Here is a 14,994-nt window from a genome sequence, read left to right as displayed (position 1 = left end):
CATCACGCGCATGTATGACGCGGTCTATAACCAAATTTCCCGCGAATGCAAACCAGAAACGACAGCCCGCCCTGACCGTAAAGCCCGTAAAGGTTTGCAACCAGATTTTGCAAGGTTGAATCTTTAACCAAACTGTTTGCCGCCAAACTGAATCTCAACGCCACTTTGACCGTTCAGAAGGCGGCCAAGGTGGAAAAGGGCAAGCGGATCATTCCCGCCGTCTCCGACGATGGCTGCAAAAGCCTGCCGTGCGGTGGGGTCGGCGGCGCGGAGTTTCTCGAAGGCTTTTTGATAGGCCAGTACTTCAGGGTTGTTTGCATGTTCCGACGTCAGGGGTTCGTAGGCGTTCAGACCGGTCGTTTTACCACGCAGCCGCAGTGTTCCGACCGGGCGCCGGGGAATATCACCTGCGTGATCAACCACGCCTTGCCCAATGCAGATGCGCGTCCCCAAAACCTTGTTCGCCTGCTCGACCCGGGCTGCGGTATTAACCACATCGCCGTAAGCCGAGTAATCGAAGAAATCCTTGGTGCCAAAACTGCCGATCGTGGCTGGGCCAGTGTTAAGGCCAATACGGGTAGCCCCTAGTGCAATGCCTTTTTCTGCCTGCCACTGGCGAAAGGTTTCCGCGAATGCGTCCATGGCCAATGCACATTCAACGGCGTCGCGGGCGTGGTCGGGGGTCTCAAACGGGGCGCCGAAAATCACATGCACACTGTCGCCCATGATTTTGGTGACGGTACCACCATGTTTAAAAATAACGTCAATCACACCCGCCAGGTAATCGTTTAGCAGGGCAGCAATCTGTTCGGGCGAAGAGGTTTCAACCAGCCCGGTAAATCCGGTGATATCTGTGAACATGAACGTCGCCACCCGCCGTTCGCTGCTTTGGCTGAGATAATCCGGGTCTTCGGCGAGGGCCTCTACCACCGCCGGTGAAAAATATCGCGACAATGTGGTTTTAGCACGTTCAGCAATGGCTTTTTCTGCCCTGAGGCTGCGCATCAGATGCAGATGCCCCAAGGTTTTGCCAATTGTCCGTTCGAGATCGGTAAAATCGATGGGTTTGGTCAGGAAATCAAAGGCGCCGCTGTTCATCGCTTTGCGGATATTATCCATGTCGCCATAGGCTGACACGATCACGGTTTCCAGGTTTCTATGAATGTCTTGCAGGTGTGCCAGCAGGGTCAGCCCATCCATCCGGGGCATGTTGATATCGCTTAGAACAATATCCACATCGGGGTGTTTCTGTAGCACCTCAAGCGCGCGCACGCCGTTTTCTGCATAAAGAAAATCGAATTCGCCGTTGCGAATCTGGTGGCGCAGGTGTTGTTTTACCAGCACCTCAAAGTCGGGTTCGTCATCAACCAGCAGAATAAGTGCCGGGCGGTTCGTCATCCGGGTTGCTCGATTGAGTTTGCCAGCCGTCTCTTGAGCTGAGCAAAATCTACCGGTTTGGTCATCAGGTTGCTGGCGCCCAGACAAGTGGCCCGCCGGGCGGTTTCGGGATCGCCGTAGGCGGTGATCATCACAACGTCAATTTCGGGGCGTTCACGGCGGATATGTTCCAGTAGTTCAAGTCCCGACATGCCCGGCATATTTATATCCGACAGCACCATCAGAACCTTTGGCGGCTCACCCGTGCGCAGCACTTCCAGCGCATCCTCGCCAGAACGGGCGAAATCGAAGCTGTAGAGTCCCTTGCGAATTTCACGGCGAAAATTCTGCCGAAACAGTTCGCAGGCATCTGCTTCGTCATCGACCATGAGGATTCGCGCCGTCATGCCTTCACTCCGTTATCGCTTTTGAGTTTCAACGGGATTTCAATCGTAAAGCACGTGTATTCACCGGGTTCACTTGCAACTTTAAGCTCTCCGCCATGTTGGGTCACTATTATGTCGTAACTTAGCGATAGTCCAAGGCCTGTCCCATCACCGGCAGGTTTTGTGGTGAAAAATGGCAGAAATATCTGGTCACGTTCCGCCCTGGAAATCCCAACGCCGTTATCAGAAATGGTGATGATCGCGTTGCGCCCCTTGGCCTGGGTTGTCAGGGTCAGCTTTGGCTGAAATTCCTGACCGGATGCAGACTGTTTCTGGTTGGCGGCGTAAATCCCGTTTGAAATGAGGTTCAGCAACACCCGCAACATGGCCTGCGGGTAGCATTCAATCTTGATCAGTGCGGGATCAAGCGATTTTTCAATGGTGATGTTGGAACCCGGAAATTCAGCGCGGGCACCATGATAGGCAAGGTTCAGGGCCTGTTCGGCAAGTGTATTGAGGTGAACGGTCTGCGGCTCGGTGGGGCCTTCGCGCGAATGCAGCAGCATATTCTTGATGATTGAATCGGCACGTTTGCCGTGAGATTCGATCTTCACAAGGTTTTCGCAAACCGAAGTCAGCAGTTCTTCGGCTTCTGCGCGCGTCTTGGGATCAAGCTGGGCAATGGGCCCCTGCAAAAGTTGAGACAGTTCGCCAAGCATTTCGTTCGAGACGGCCGAGAAATTATTGACGAAGTTCAGCGGGTTCTTGATTTCATGGGCGATACCGGCTGTAAGTTGCCCAAGGCTGGCCATTTTTTCGGCTTGCACCAGCCGTTTCTGCGCATTCTGCAGATCGCTGAGCGCGGTTTCGGCGGCCTCTTTGGCCTGCATCAGAGCCGTTTGATTGACTTCCAGGTCAGACACCGCGCGGGAAAGTTCGATTTCGCGACCTTTGAGTTCACGCGTGCGTTCAACCACCCGCTGCTCCAGCGTGTCGCGGATGTTGCGCAACTGGTTTTCATAGCTTTCCTGTTTTTCCTGCAAGTCGTTATAGGCGGTGACGATCGTACCGATTTCATCGCTTGTCGCCCAATCGACTGGTTGGCGGATGTTTTCTTCGCGGGCAAGGCGGATACTGCCAAGCAACCGCAACAAGGGGCGTCGAACCGTCAGGCGGAGGGCCATCAGGGCGCTGGCCACACTTGAAATTGTCAGCAACGCCGCGATGCCAAGCGCCTGATACAGCCGCTGGCGCGATGCGAGCTTTAGGTTTTCTTCGGAAAAGGCGATCTGCAACTGCCCAAGGTCAACTGGTGGCTGGTCATTGCCGCGGTAGAACACAATCGGCTTTTCCAGGATGTTCAGCTGTTCCGCGGTCGTCTGCATCATGCCGACCTGGGCCACGACGCTACCAGTTTCGTCCTGCACCATGGCCCCGACAAGATCGGGGTCGTTGGCCATCGCCCGCAGGATCAGCGCAGTCTGGTCGATGTTAAAGTTCCACAACAGCCCGGAAATGGCCGCGCTCTGAATCTCGGTTACCTTTACCATACGCGCATGCAGCGCCTCGCGGGCGTTTTTGACCGAATTCACATGAACGACGGCGAAAAAGCAGGTCACCACAAGCAGCAAAAGCGGCACGGTGATCAGCAGAAACTTGGCCTGCAGAGAGGCTGACGGCCAGAACCCAAGCTTTTTGTCAGTCATTCAATTGGTCAATTCTTGATTAATAGCGTCCTGAAAGGCGTGGCCGAGTAAGACGTGGTGCCGCAAGCCTGTCAAGGGTGGGCTCGTGGATGTGCCCACAGTTGTAGACGGGTTGCAAAGCTACTGCTAGCATCAGCGAAAGGGACATGTGAAACACGGGTGACAATGAAACAGAATGACAATGCCTTGCTGGAGCTGGTTGCAGAATGTTTGACAGCAGCGCCCGGGCAAGCCGCGATGGTGCCCGCCGAAAAGATACTGGGCTGGATCGAACAAACAGGCGGTACAAAGCAAGAGTTCATGGTAGGCTGTCTGCCGTTGGCGCAGGCCTATTCCAGACCCGCCATATCGGGGTTTCCAGTCGGCGCCGTGGCCATGGGGATGCCGGTGGACGGCATGCCTTTCGCACTGGGCAATGTCTATTTCGGGGCCAGTTTCGAATTTCGCCATCAATCCCTGACCCTGGTGGTGCATGGTGAGCAATCGGCGATCAACAACGCGCTGTTGCAGGGTGAGCATGGCGCCCAATATGTGGCGATTACCGCGCCGCCCTGCGGGTATTGCCGGCAGTTCATGTACGAGGTAACGACCGCGACACATGGGCTGACCATCATTCTGGCCAAGGACGGCACCTATACCGAAACGCTGCTGACCGGGCTGCTGCCCGACGCGTTTGGCCCCGCTGATCTGGGGCGCGACCCCGATCTGATGAAAACCCAGAAAAATGGCCTGAGCCATGCCAGCACCGACCCGATGGTGCAGGCCGCGCTAAAGGCTGCTAATGCCAGCTATGCCCCCTATTCCAAGGATTTCTGCGGTGTCGCACTGCAAACGGGCGATGGCAGCATCCACATCGGCCAATATGCCGAGAACGCGGCCTATAATCCCAGCCTTTTACCAATGGCCTCGGCCCTGAGCCAAATGAACCTGAGTCAGCCTGCGCAGGCAACGCTGGACATCATCGGCGCCTGCCTGCTGGAGGCTGAGGCACCGATCAGCCAGATGCCAGCGGCAGTAAATTCCCTGTCGGTCATCGCGCCTGATGTCGAGATCAACCATGTCGTTTTGACGGCGTGACCCCCTGGCCATTTTCCTTTAACCAAACGGATTTCAATTTATGATAAAAATCAAAATCGAGCTTGGCGGCTCAGATCGTGTCGCAATTTTATTTTCCTTTCCCAACAACAAATCCCTTGGCTGGAGCCTGGAGGAAACCGTTGTTCACTGGATTAACCAGACCCTGACGCGGGATGGATATAACGCTGCCGGACTGCCACCAGTCATCGTAGCCGAGGTTGAAATTTCAGGTGGCAATGTAACCTTGGTCCTCTCATCCGAGGTTGATCTGGCACATGTGCTGACCCGGTATCAGGCGATCATTCCAAAGTTCCTTGAAATCGGATGGAAGGCCTACTCGACTGTAGTACCGATCCTGAAAAAGGAAGGGCGGTGGGATCCGCGCGGCAAGGGATGGCGGTTTTTTCTGCCCCTAGGCCTGCCGATGCTGAACCAAAAAACGCTGCAATTCTTTCACTACCCGCCCATCAAGATGCTGCAGGCGATGCAGGACTATCTGGATGATCCAGTGCCCCATCGGCTGGAAAACCTGCTGATGGTCAACGGGGTGTCTGACCGGGCCGATGCCCAGACCTATGAAACCATCGTGGATGGCGCCCCGATTGCAGCGCCTGACGATGAAGGCTCGGCCAAGTGTTCGAAATGTGATCCGGAATGGGGCTGTATCCCGATTCAGTTTTTCATGGAGTATCAAAAGGGCATGGTCGAACTGTTGTTGCACGAAAGCGCCAACTGCCCCGGCTATACCCTTCCGATCGTTGTCTATGGCAGCCATCCGCGCAAGATTTTCAGTGAGCAGTTTCTGGGTGGCGATATGGTCAAGGTCAATGTTCCAGTCTGCGCCGAAATTGTGCCGGGCCTGAAAACCTGGATCATCGGGGCGAACCATCCCTATAATTTCTACTGGACCGCACAGGCAGATAGCGACCCTGAAAAAGGCTCGGTCGGCGATGGTGAAATGAACCTTGCCCATTGTGCCAGTCCGCCCTCGGAGGGGGGTAAAAGCGCGGTTGACCTGATGCAGGGCGATCTGATCACCACACGCTGGCAAAAGGACATGGCTGGCAATCCGTCGATGGATGGCAACATGGTGTTGCGGGCCGCGCAGGCGCATTGGACCAATCCCGAGAATGACAATATGCGCTGCGCGCTGACTCAATCACAGGCCACATTGCTTTATACAAACAAGGAACAGACGACTTTCACCTTCAGGGTTGGAGTGGAAGACGCGGCAAAGGCTTGTAGCGATAATGAAAACAAGACCTGTAGTTTCAAAGTTTAAGAAACCGGTATCCGCGGGGGCCAGAATGATCAAAATTGTTGCGACACTGATTACTGTTTTTGCAGGCGCCTTTTCAGCATCAGCACAGGCGGATGTTTTGAAAATTGCGTCATCCCCGGCAGTGCCGCCCTATATCATCCCCGAAACCAACAATGGAATCGAGATTGATATCGTCCGCGCCGCACTGGCAGTGGTGGGGCATGAGGCCGAGTTTTCGACATTGCCGTTCCCTCGGGTTGTCGCCCGGATGCGGGATGGTGAGTTTGATGCGGCGCTGACGATTTCAAAGTCAGCAGACCTGCCTTTGGGCAATAGCCATTATTCCGACAACCACATCACCTTTCAGAACGTGGCAATCACACTGAAAGACCGGGACCTGAAGATTGAATCGATTGCCGATCTGAGCGACAAATCCATTGCCGCCTTTGAATTTGCACGTGAATATCTGGGGCCGGAATTTGCTGCGATGGCCGCGAAAAATCCGCTTTACCGCGAGATTTCACCCAGTACCTCGCAGTTGTTGCCGACATTGTTTTCGGGGCGGGCAGATGTGATCGTGATTGAAATCAATATCTTCAAATATCACAGGCTGGTCTATGACCTGCCGCGGGACACGGGCCAGGGCGTTACCTTTCATCCGATTTTTCCACTTAATCCGTTTCGGGTAGCGTTTACGGATGAAGGGTATCGAGACGATTTCAACGAAGGACTGGCCCAGATTCGCAAGAGCGGCGTATTTGATGATATCATCGCGCGATACACCAGCATCACCGGACAGTAGGGCCTGACCCGTATATAGCAGGGTACTGAAGCGTGGGATGAAAAAAGGACAGGATAAGCCCCTGCCCTTTTTTGTTCTGAGTCCGAAAACAGTTGTTATTTGTCCCGGAACTGGGCCTCGCGTTTTTCCATAAAGGCGGCCATGCCCTCTTTCTGGTCTTCGGTGGCAAAAAGCGACTGGAACACGCGCCGTTCAAACAACAGCCCTTCGCGCAGGGTCGTTTCGTACGAGCGGTTTACCGACTCCTTGACAGCCGCCGTTGCGATCATCGATTTTTCGGCGATCTTGTGGGCGGCTGAAATCGCCTCTTCCATCAGCTTTTTGGCAGGAACGACGCGGGAGACAAGCCCCGAACGTTCGGCCTCGTCCGCATCCATGAACCGACCGGTCAGATTCATGTCCATCGCCTTGGATTTCCCGATGAATCGGGTCAGCCGCTGGCTGCCTCCGAGACCCGCCATAACGCCGAGATTGATTTCGGGCTGGCCGAATTTCGCGGTGTCCGAGCAGATGATGAAATCACACATCATCGCCAGTTCACACCCACCGCCCAGCGCATAGCCGGAAACGGCGGCGATTATCGGTTTGCGGATCCGCATGATCGCATCGGCCTCGGGGCCAAACAGATCTTCGGTGAACACTTCGACGAAGGACTTGTCGCTCATCATCTTGATATCGGCACCGGCGGCAAAGGCCTTTTCCGAACCAGTAATAACAATGCAACGCACCTTGTCGTTTTCCTGAGCCTCGTTCAGCGCAACCACCAGCTCACCCAGCAGGTGATCATTCAATGCGTTCATTGCATCGGGGCGGTTGAGTTTGATAAGGGCTACGTGGTCTTCTATTTCGACGATGATCGTCTCAAAGGCCATGAATTTCGCTTTCGCTTGTTGTCGACAGACCTGATTCATTACCACTGTGGTCGCCGGGTTCAACCTATCTTTGGCATAGGGTGCAATAGAAGCTGGAGCGGCCGGACTGGACGATGCGGGTCACTTGACCTGTACAACCTGGCGTTCTGCAGGAATGGCCTTCGCGGTCATAGACGTCGAATTTGTGTTGAAAATAACCTAATTCTCCGTCGGTTTGGCGAAAATCACGCAGGGAAGAGCCGCCTGCAGTGATGGCATCCGAAAGAACATCGCGGATGATAGGAACCAGCGTAGCGACACGGGTGTGAGAGATGTTCCCGGCGCGGCGCTTTGGGGATATTTTTGCGCGAAAAAGCACCTCGCAGACATAGATATTGCCCAGACCTGCAACGATTCGCTGATCCAGAAGGGCGGATTTCACGGGCGTATTTTTACCTTTGAATGCGCTTTGCAGGTAAGATTCGCTAAAGGAATTGCCCAGCGGTTCGGGACCGAGTTTGGCCAGAAGCGGGTGGGCGTCAGCGTTGGCGGTTTCCATCAGGTCCATCGCGCCAAAACGACGAGGGTCGTTGAAGGTGATACGTGCGCCGTTCTCCATATGCAGGACAACATGGTCATGTCGTTCAGGGGCTGGGTGATCATGCACGAACTGACCCAATGGATCCCCCGAGATCAGCATCCGCCCCGACATGCCAAGGTGTATGAGCAGGGTTTGCCCCGAACTGAGATCAGCCAGGATGTATTTCGAGCGCCGTCGCAGGCCCAGAACCTTTTGCCCGGTCAGGCGCGCGGCCATATTTTTGGGAAATGGCCAGCGCAGATCAGGCCGGTTGATATCGGCGCGGGCAATGATCGCCCCCTCCATCACCGGGGCAAGGCCGCGGCGAACAGTCTCAACCTCTGGCAATTCGGGCATATCGCGCTCCTTCCCGTAAAGCGGCGCATTGTAACCGACCCGCAGCGCCTTATAAGAAGGGCGTGAACAAGGAACGGCAAGGCCCATGAACGAGAAAACCACACATTTCGGATTTGAAACCGTGCCCGAGGCTGAAAAGGCCGGGCGGGTCAGGGGCGTGTTTGGCAGTGTGGCCAGCAAGTACGACGTGATGAACGACGCCATGAGCATGGGTATCCACCGTATCTGGAAGGATGCGATGATGGACTGGCTAGCGCCAAGGCCTGGGCAGGCGCTATTGGATGTGGCCGGTGGGACAGGGGATATTTCGTTCCGGTTTCTGAAACGGGCAGGCAGCGGGCATGCGACGGTGCTGGATCTGACCGAGCCAATGCTGGTGGAGGGCCGCAAACGGGCCGAGGCAGATCAGATGGCGCAGAGCCTTGATTGGGTGGTGGGCGATGCAATGGCACTGCCGTTCGAGGACAACACCTTTGACGTCTACACGATCAGTTTTGGCATCCGTAATGTGACCCTGCCTGCCCAAGCGCTGGCCGAGGCCTTCAGGGTGTTGAAACCCGGCGGGCGGCTGATGGTGCTGGAATTCAGCCAAATCCCAAATGACATGATGCAGAAGGTCTATGACCTGTACTCGTTCAACATCATCCCGCGCATGGGGCAGATGATCGCGGGGGACCGTGACAGTTATCAGTATCTGGTGGAATCGATCCGGCAGTTCCCGGATCAGGAGACATTCTTGCAAATGGTCAAAGATGCCGGTTTTGAGAATGCCAAATATCGCAACCTGACCATGGGCATCGCCTGTCTGCACTCGGGCTGGAAAATCTGAATGCGCGGACCCCATAATATCCTGCGACTGATCAGAACCGGCGCCACGCTCGAGCGTACCGGTGCAATGGGCCTGATCATGGACGCGTTCGAGGCGCCCCCGCTGGTGCGGGGCACGATGCGCTTTCTGGCATGGCCATTTCAATGGCTGGGCTACAAGGGCGATCCTGCTTCGCCACCTGCACCACGCGCGCTGACCGCCCTGGGCCCGGCCTATATCAAATTTGGGCAGATCCTGAGCACTCGACCCGACCTGGTGGGCGAGGATCTGGCCACACACCTGCGCGTGTTGCAGGATAAATTACCCCCCTTCCCTGTCGAGGTGGCCAAAACCAGTGTGGCGCATGAACTGGGCCACACGGTGGACGAACTGTTTGAGAATTTCAGCGAGCCGGTGGCGGCAGCCTCGATCGCGCAAGTCCACAAGGCGACTGTGCGAGGCACCGGAGAGGAGGTGGCCGTCAAAGTGCTGCGCCCGAAGATTGAAAAGGCGTTTCGCAGGGATATTGATGCGTTTTATTTCGCGGCCAGGATGATTGAACTGTTATCGCCCGCGTCGCGCCGGCTGCGACCAACGGATGTCATTGCGCATTTCGAAGGCGTGGTGATGGGTGAGTTGGATTTGCGGCTTGAAGCTTCTTCAGCTTCGGAGTTTCTGGCGAACACTGCGGAGGATGAGGGATTTGAGCTGCCCACAGTAAAATGGGAATTGTCGGGACGGCGAGTGATGACCATGGGCTGGGCTGATGGTGTCCCGTTGGGGGATAACGCGGCATTGGATGCAGCAGGCCATGATCGTGTGGCATTGGGCGAACGGGTGTTACAACTGTTCTTGTCCCATGCGCTGCGCGACGGGTATTTTCATGCGGACATGCATCAGGGCAACCTGAAGGTAGCGGCCGGCGGCAATATCATTGCCTATGATTTCGGGATCATGGGCCATATCGATGAATATACCCGCCGGGTTTACGCCGAGATCTTGTACGGGTTCATCAAGCGCGATTACCGCCGCGTCGCCGAGGTGCATTTTGAGGCTGGATACGTTCCTGCCGATCGCGATGTAGACGAGTTTGCAAGGGCGCTACGCGCCGTGGGCGAGCCAATTTTCGGCATGGATGCGAACCGTATCTCGATGGGTAGCCTGCTGAGTTATCTGTTTGAGGTGACCGAGCGTTTTGGCATGGAAACCCGAACCGAGCTGATCTTGTTGCAGCGCACCATGGTGGTGGTTGAAGGTGTGGCACGTTCGCTTAGCCCGCAGATCAATATCTGGCAGGTTGCAAGGCCCGTGGTCGAATCCTACATCAAAGACAGCATAGGCCCGCGTGCCGCCGTTCGGGATCTGGGCAAAACACTGGCAGTGCTGGCGCGCTATGGGCCGCGCCTGCCGGCGATGGTGGAAAAGGCGCTGATCCGACAATCTGAAATGCCTGAACCGCCGCGCACGACACACTGGCTTTTCTATCTTATTTCGGTGATTGCGGGCTGCGCCATTGGTGTGGCGGGCATGTTGTTGGCTGGATTTTGGCCCTGATCGATCGCTTTTTTTACGACAGTGCATCGTAACCCAAGCTTTTGGCAAAAGGGTCGTTGTCGTGGAATCTCGATTTCGGTAAGGTAACCGCGAGGCTTAAAAATGGTGGAGTGGCGATAAGTGACCCGCAAATACGGCAGTGTTGTAATTGCTACGGTTATCATTTCGTGGCCGTTGGCGGCCTTGGCCAATAACCTGACCACAACCGTGACGAACAACTTTGGCACGCCCGGCGGTTTGGTGGACATGCCTACTGCTGAAATGGCGCCGGAAGGCCAGTTGTCGACGACCGTTGCCCACTATGACGGCACCACAAAAACGACACTGAGTTTTCAGGTGACGGACCGTCTTAGCACAAGCTTTCGCTATTCCGCGATCAAGGGGCTTATTCCCGAACCGGGTCGACCGCCGTTTTCTACATTCTATGACCGCAGCTTTGATCTGAGTTTTCGCATCCTGGATGAGACGCAGTATCGCCCGGCGGTGGCCATTGGCCTGCAGGATTTCATCGGCACAGGCCTGTTTGGCGGCGAATATATCGTTGCCACCAAATCAATTGGTAATAAACTGCGTGTGACCGGTGGGGTCGGCTGGGGGCGTCTGGGCAGCGAAGGTAGTTTCGGCAAAACCGGGTCGCGGCCGACGGGATTATTGGGTGAAGGTGGCATTCCCACCTATGACAGGTGGTTCCGCGGCGACGTGGCCGCCTTTGCCGGGGCCAGCTATGCGGTGACCGACCGGCTGAATTTCAAGGTAGAATATTCATCAGACGCCTACGACCGCGAGGTTCTGGACGGAATAATCAATCACAAGACACCGTGGAATTTCGGTGTCGACTACAAGATCAGTCAATCGGCACGGCTTAGCGCCTATTCGCTATACGGTGATGAAGTGGGTGTTAACCTGACCTTTGCCATCAATGCCCGCAAACCCGCCGTGAACGGGGGCGTGGAAACTGCGCCGCTACCGGTGGCCGTCCGGGCGCCCGGAGACCACAACGATCTGGGTTGGACTCAGGATAACATCCGTCAGTCGAATGTGCGAACTGCTGTTGCAGATGGTCTGAAGACCGAAGGCATGGCCCTGCATGCCATTGAATTGGACAGCCGCAGCGCCCGTGTCATGGTGCGCAATAGCCGTTTCGACATGCGCCCACAGGCGATTGGCCGCACCGCGCGGGTACTGAGCCGGACATTGCCGGCATCGGTTGAAACCTTCACCATCACGCAAGTGGTTCAGGGTATCCCGACAAGTTCTGTCACGCTGCGCCGCAGTGATCTTGAGCGGCTTGAAAATGCCCCAGCCAGCGAAATGTTGCAGGCGGTCACTTTTTCAGACGCCCTGGCCCTGCGGCAACCGGACGTCCTGCAGCCCGATGCCTATCCGCGTTTTGGCTGGTCGATCGGGCCGTTCCTGCGGTTCAGTGTCTTTGACCCCGACAATCCGGTGCGCGCAAATGGTGGCATTCAGTTCAGGGGTGACTATCGGATCGGAACTGGTTGGGTTGCCTCGGGCTCGGTTTCCGTCAAACTGTTCGGTGATCTGGACAAAGTATCGCTGCCGGGTGCCTCAGGCCTGCCAAGGGTACGGTCGAACGTGGCGCTGTATTCGCAAACCGACGACCCGACCATCGACTACCTGACTGTTGCGAAATACAGTCGGCCCGCGCAGAATCTGTATAGCCGGGTGACCGTGGGGTATCTGGAAAAGATGTATGCCGGTGCCTCAGCCGAGGTGCTATGGAAACCGGTCGATAGCCGTCTCGCGTTTGGCGGCGAGGTGAATTATGTCCAGCCGCGCGACTTTGATCAGCTTTTCGGAACCCGAACGCGGCAGACAAGCGGCGGGACCGTTCCGGAATTCAACGGTCACCTTTCAGCCTATTATGATTTCGGTTTCGGGTTCCACGGACAACTGGACGCTGGCCGGTATCTGGCCGGTGACTGGGGGGCAACCATAGCACTGGACCGTGAGTTCGCAAACGGTTGGCGGGTCGGAGCCTATGCGACGAAAACCGACGTTTCCTCGGCCACATTCGGCGAAGGATCGTTTGACAAAGGCATTCGCATCTCTATCCCCCTTTCGTGGGGCACCGGGCAGCCAACGCAGCGCAGATCGAATACGGTTATCCGGTCTCTGTCGCGCGACGGTGGGGCGCGGCTTGACGTGAACGGACGGCTTTACGAGACCATCCGCAATACCCACGAACCTGAAACGGCCAAGACCTGGGGGAAATTCTGGAGATGAACGCAAGACATTTTCGGAAATTGATGCTGGGTTTGACCTGTATGATGCTGGCATCCTGTAGCAGCGGCGATGACTATGAGGTCAATGCGGTCACGGTGGCCAAGGGTTTTTTCTCCAAAAACAAGAAACCGGCGCAACCCGACCAGCAGCAACTTGCAGCAAGCGTGCAGGCTGCCATGAACGCCACTGACGCGCCCCTAATCCTGGTCGCGATTTCCGGGCGTAACGTGGTATCGGTCATGCAAAAGATTGAGACCAACGGGCCTTATGATACCTATGGCACGTCAGACCGCCGCAGTATTACCCTGAAACGCGGTATTCTTACGGCCAGCCGTGGCCTGGGCGAAGATATCATGTCATCCGACGTAGCGCCGGTACTGTCGCTGGTGACAAATCGTCGGGCAGGTAGTGCGCAACGGGTACATCGGTATCTGGACGGTGAGAATGTCATCGTACCACTTGAGGCCACCTGCACAGTTCGACCCGGTGGGCGGGTACGTGTTGTTGCCGGTGATTTGAATCGCGAGGCGATTGCCGTGACAGAAGATTGCAGGGCGCAAACGACAGAGTTCCAGAATAGTTATCAGGTTGATGTCGCGTCAGGCCGCATTCTTCAATCCAGGCAGTGGATCAGTCCGATGAACGGCTATATCGTGATTCAAAGCCTGCGCTGAAAATAATGTTCGTGCAGGCATAGTAAAGGCGGCCTACTGGACCGCCTTTAAAAACTTCATAAACGTGACCCTGATTCAGGTGTCGTCGCTTGATTCAATTTTTGCAACTGCGATCGCAACAGCGATCAACGTGCCAAGAACTGCGCCGCCAACCCCAATACCAATCTGGCCTTGCGAGGATACAAACGGATCAGCATTAACTTTTGCTTCATCCGCAACAACAGGTGCTGCTGCCGACAGTGCAACAGCGGCGGCGGCTGCGAGGGTTGTGAATTTTTTCATATATACTCTCCAAACCAGTGCTAAATTTCGTGAATCCCAATGGGACATAGGCGAACTATTGCACAAAAAGATTATCAAACAAACCCGTTATTCGAGTGTTCCGTGGATAGAGTTCAAATTGCGCAAAATTATCACATCATACATTAAGTTTCTGATTTATTTATTTTATTTTGAAATTTACACCCCTCAATCGCATTGCAAATTATGGAATTAAAAACATCTGATACTACCTATGCGGTAAAATTTCCCAAATTCTGGCCAGCAAGCTTTCGGATGCGCGCAGCTTTGCGCAAATCAGGCAAGGCCCATAGTTTGACGGCGACGGTTGGCCTGGCTGTGCATAACAGAGCCCAGATCAGGTATCGGGTTGACGCAGGCCCAGAACAAGGCTGGCGGGCACCTGTTGACCGTTTTCCATGTACAAAACCGGTGCGCCGTTTTCACTGCGGGCCTCAATGATGCGACTGTGAATTTCAACCTGATGGCTGGCGATCAGATTGTCGCCGCTAAATGATTCAACCGCAATTTTGTAGATTCCGTCGGGGAGCGGGATGCCCGCCACATCTTCACCGACCCATTGGATATCAGTGCTGCCCAAAGCAAGATCCTGTCTTTGCACAACGATGCCTTGCGCATTGGTGACAACAAGCTGGGCCGCAGTCGCAATATCGTCGATATGGGCAGACATAGAGACTGGATTTCCGTCGAACTGCACAGGCATTTTTGCCCGCGCGTCCATGCCAACCCAGCCCGAAAGCTGCCCGACACTGAGCGCACCCATCCGATCCCCCAACGAGGTGAGAAGGTCGTTTGTTCCTACCTGTTGTTCCACAGTCGAGAACGTTGCCAACTGTACAGCGAAATCTGCGGAATCAACCGGGTTGAGCGGATCCTGATTTTGCATCTGAGTGGTCAGCATTTTTAGGAAGGTTTCAAAATCCGAACTTAGGACGCTACCACCACTAGGCGGTGTTGCAGAGGTGGCGCGTGCGGCTGTTCCGGTTTGCGTAGGGCTGGTAATTTCCATGAATT

General features: G+C 55.3%; 14 protein-coding genes. 7 read left to right on the top strand and 7 right to left on the bottom strand.

Annotated elements, in window-relative coordinates:
- Window positions 1-123 precede the first annotated feature (123 nt).
- The 3 genes from PEL8287_RS11390 to PEL8287_RS11380 are packed head-to-tail and all read right to left on the bottom strand — an operon-like array spanning window position 124 to window position 3,469.
- Entirely contained in the window at window positions 124-1,398 is a 1,275-nt protein-coding gene (locus PEL8287_RS11390) for an adenylate/guanylate cyclase domain-containing protein (RefSeq protein ID WP_085892514.1), read from the bottom strand.
- Complete coding sequence (locus PEL8287_RS11385) at window positions 1,395-1,784, bottom strand: response regulator (protein ID WP_085892513.1); 390 nt, start codon at window positions 1,782-1,784, stop codon at window positions 1,395-1,397. Before PEL8287_RS11385 ends, PEL8287_RS11390 begins: the two co-directional genes overlap by 4 nt.
- Window positions 1,781-3,469, bottom strand: coding sequence for a sensor histidine kinase (locus PEL8287_RS11380; protein ID WP_085892512.1), 1,689 nt, complete (start codon window positions 3,467-3,469; stop codon window positions 1,781-1,783). Before PEL8287_RS11380 ends, PEL8287_RS11385 begins: the two co-directional genes overlap by 4 nt.
- A gap of 165 nt (window positions 3,470-3,634) precedes the next feature.
- On the opposite strand from PEL8287_RS11380, the gene cdd reads away from it, so the two are divergent.
- Genes cdd through PEL8287_RS11365 form a run of 3 tightly spaced genes read left to right on the top strand, consistent with a single transcriptional unit; the run spans window position 3,635 to window position 6,609 of the window.
- Complete coding sequence (gene cdd, locus PEL8287_RS11375) at window positions 3,635-4,546, top strand: cytidine deaminase (RefSeq protein ID WP_085892511.1); 912 nt, start codon at window positions 3,635-3,637, stop codon at window positions 4,544-4,546.
- Between the two features lie 40 nt (window positions 4,547-4,586).
- Entirely contained in the window at window positions 4,587-5,828 is a 1,242-nt protein-coding gene (locus PEL8287_RS11370) for a hypothetical protein (RefSeq protein ID WP_085892510.1), read from the top strand.
- A gap of 25 nt (window positions 5,829-5,853) precedes the next feature.
- Window positions 5,854-6,609 carry a substrate-binding periplasmic protein gene (locus PEL8287_RS11365; protein ID WP_176228625.1) on the top strand — a complete coding sequence of 252 codons (756 nt, stop codon included), beginning with the start codon at window positions 5,854-5,856 and terminating at the stop codon, window positions 6,607-6,609.
- A 95-nt stretch (window positions 6,610-6,704) separates the two neighbouring features.
- Here PEL8287_RS11365 and PEL8287_RS11360 read toward each other — a convergent pair whose 3' ends face one another.
- Together PEL8287_RS11360 and mutM are read right to left on the bottom strand one after the other, a co-directional pair.
- Window positions 6,705-7,481, bottom strand: a complete 777-nt coding sequence (locus PEL8287_RS11360) for an enoyl-CoA hydratase (protein WP_085892651.1) — start codon at window positions 7,479-7,481, stop codon at window positions 6,705-6,707.
- 64 nt (window positions 7,482-7,545) lie between these two features.
- Window positions 7,546-8,397, bottom strand: coding sequence for a bifunctional DNA-formamidopyrimidine glycosylase/DNA-(apurinic or apyrimidinic site) lyase (mutM, locus tag PEL8287_RS11355; protein ID WP_085892650.1), 852 nt, complete (start codon window positions 8,395-8,397; stop codon window positions 7,546-7,548).
- A gap of 85 nt (window positions 8,398-8,482) precedes the next feature.
- On the opposite strand from mutM, the gene ubiE reads away from it, so the two are divergent.
- From ubiE to PEL8287_RS11335, 4 genes are all read left to right on the top strand, one after another.
- Window positions 8,483-9,226, top strand: coding sequence for a bifunctional demethylmenaquinone methyltransferase/2-methoxy-6-polyprenyl-1,4-benzoquinol methylase UbiE (gene ubiE / locus PEL8287_RS11350; RefSeq protein ID WP_085892508.1), 744 nt, complete (start codon window positions 8,483-8,485; stop codon window positions 9,224-9,226).
- Window positions 9,227-10,759: a 2-polyprenylphenol 6-hydroxylase gene (gene ubiB, locus PEL8287_RS11345; protein ID WP_085892507.1), complete on the top strand. Its 1,533-nt coding sequence runs from the start codon at window positions 9,227-9,229 to the stop codon at window positions 10,757-10,759. It begins immediately after the preceding gene.
- 120 nt (window positions 10,760-10,879) lie between these two features.
- Window positions 10,880-13,006: a YjbH domain-containing protein gene (locus PEL8287_RS11340; protein ID WP_085892506.1), complete on the top strand. Its 2,127-nt coding sequence runs from the start codon at window positions 10,880-10,882 to the stop codon at window positions 13,004-13,006.
- Between the two features lie 23 nt (window positions 13,007-13,029).
- On the top strand, window positions 13,030-13,680 hold the full coding sequence (locus PEL8287_RS11335; RefSeq protein ID WP_176228624.1) for a YjbF family lipoprotein: 651 nt from the start codon (window positions 13,030-13,032) through the stop codon (window positions 13,678-13,680).
- 75 nt (window positions 13,681-13,755) lie between these two features.
- Here PEL8287_RS11335 and PEL8287_RS11330 read toward each other — a convergent pair whose 3' ends face one another.
- Window positions 13,756-13,962 carry a hypothetical protein gene (locus tag PEL8287_RS11330; protein WP_085892504.1) on the bottom strand — a complete coding sequence of 69 codons (207 nt, stop codon included), beginning with the start codon at window positions 13,960-13,962 and terminating at the stop codon, window positions 13,756-13,758.
- 355 nt (window positions 13,963-14,317) lie between these two features.
- Window positions 14,318-14,989 carry a flagellar hook capping FlgD N-terminal domain-containing protein gene (locus tag PEL8287_RS11325; protein WP_085892503.1) on the bottom strand — a complete coding sequence of 224 codons (672 nt, stop codon included), beginning with the start codon at window positions 14,987-14,989 and terminating at the stop codon, window positions 14,318-14,320.
- Window positions 14,990-14,994 lie beyond the last annotated feature (5 nt).

Origin of the sequence: Roseovarius litorisediminis, assembly GCF_900172295.1 — a bacterium.
Lineage (GTDB): Bacteria > Pseudomonadota > Alphaproteobacteria > Rhodobacterales > Rhodobacteraceae > Roseovarius > Roseovarius litorisediminis.
The sequence above is the reverse complement of the archived record's forward strand: the minus strand, read 5'-3'. Positions and strand labels throughout refer to the sequence as shown.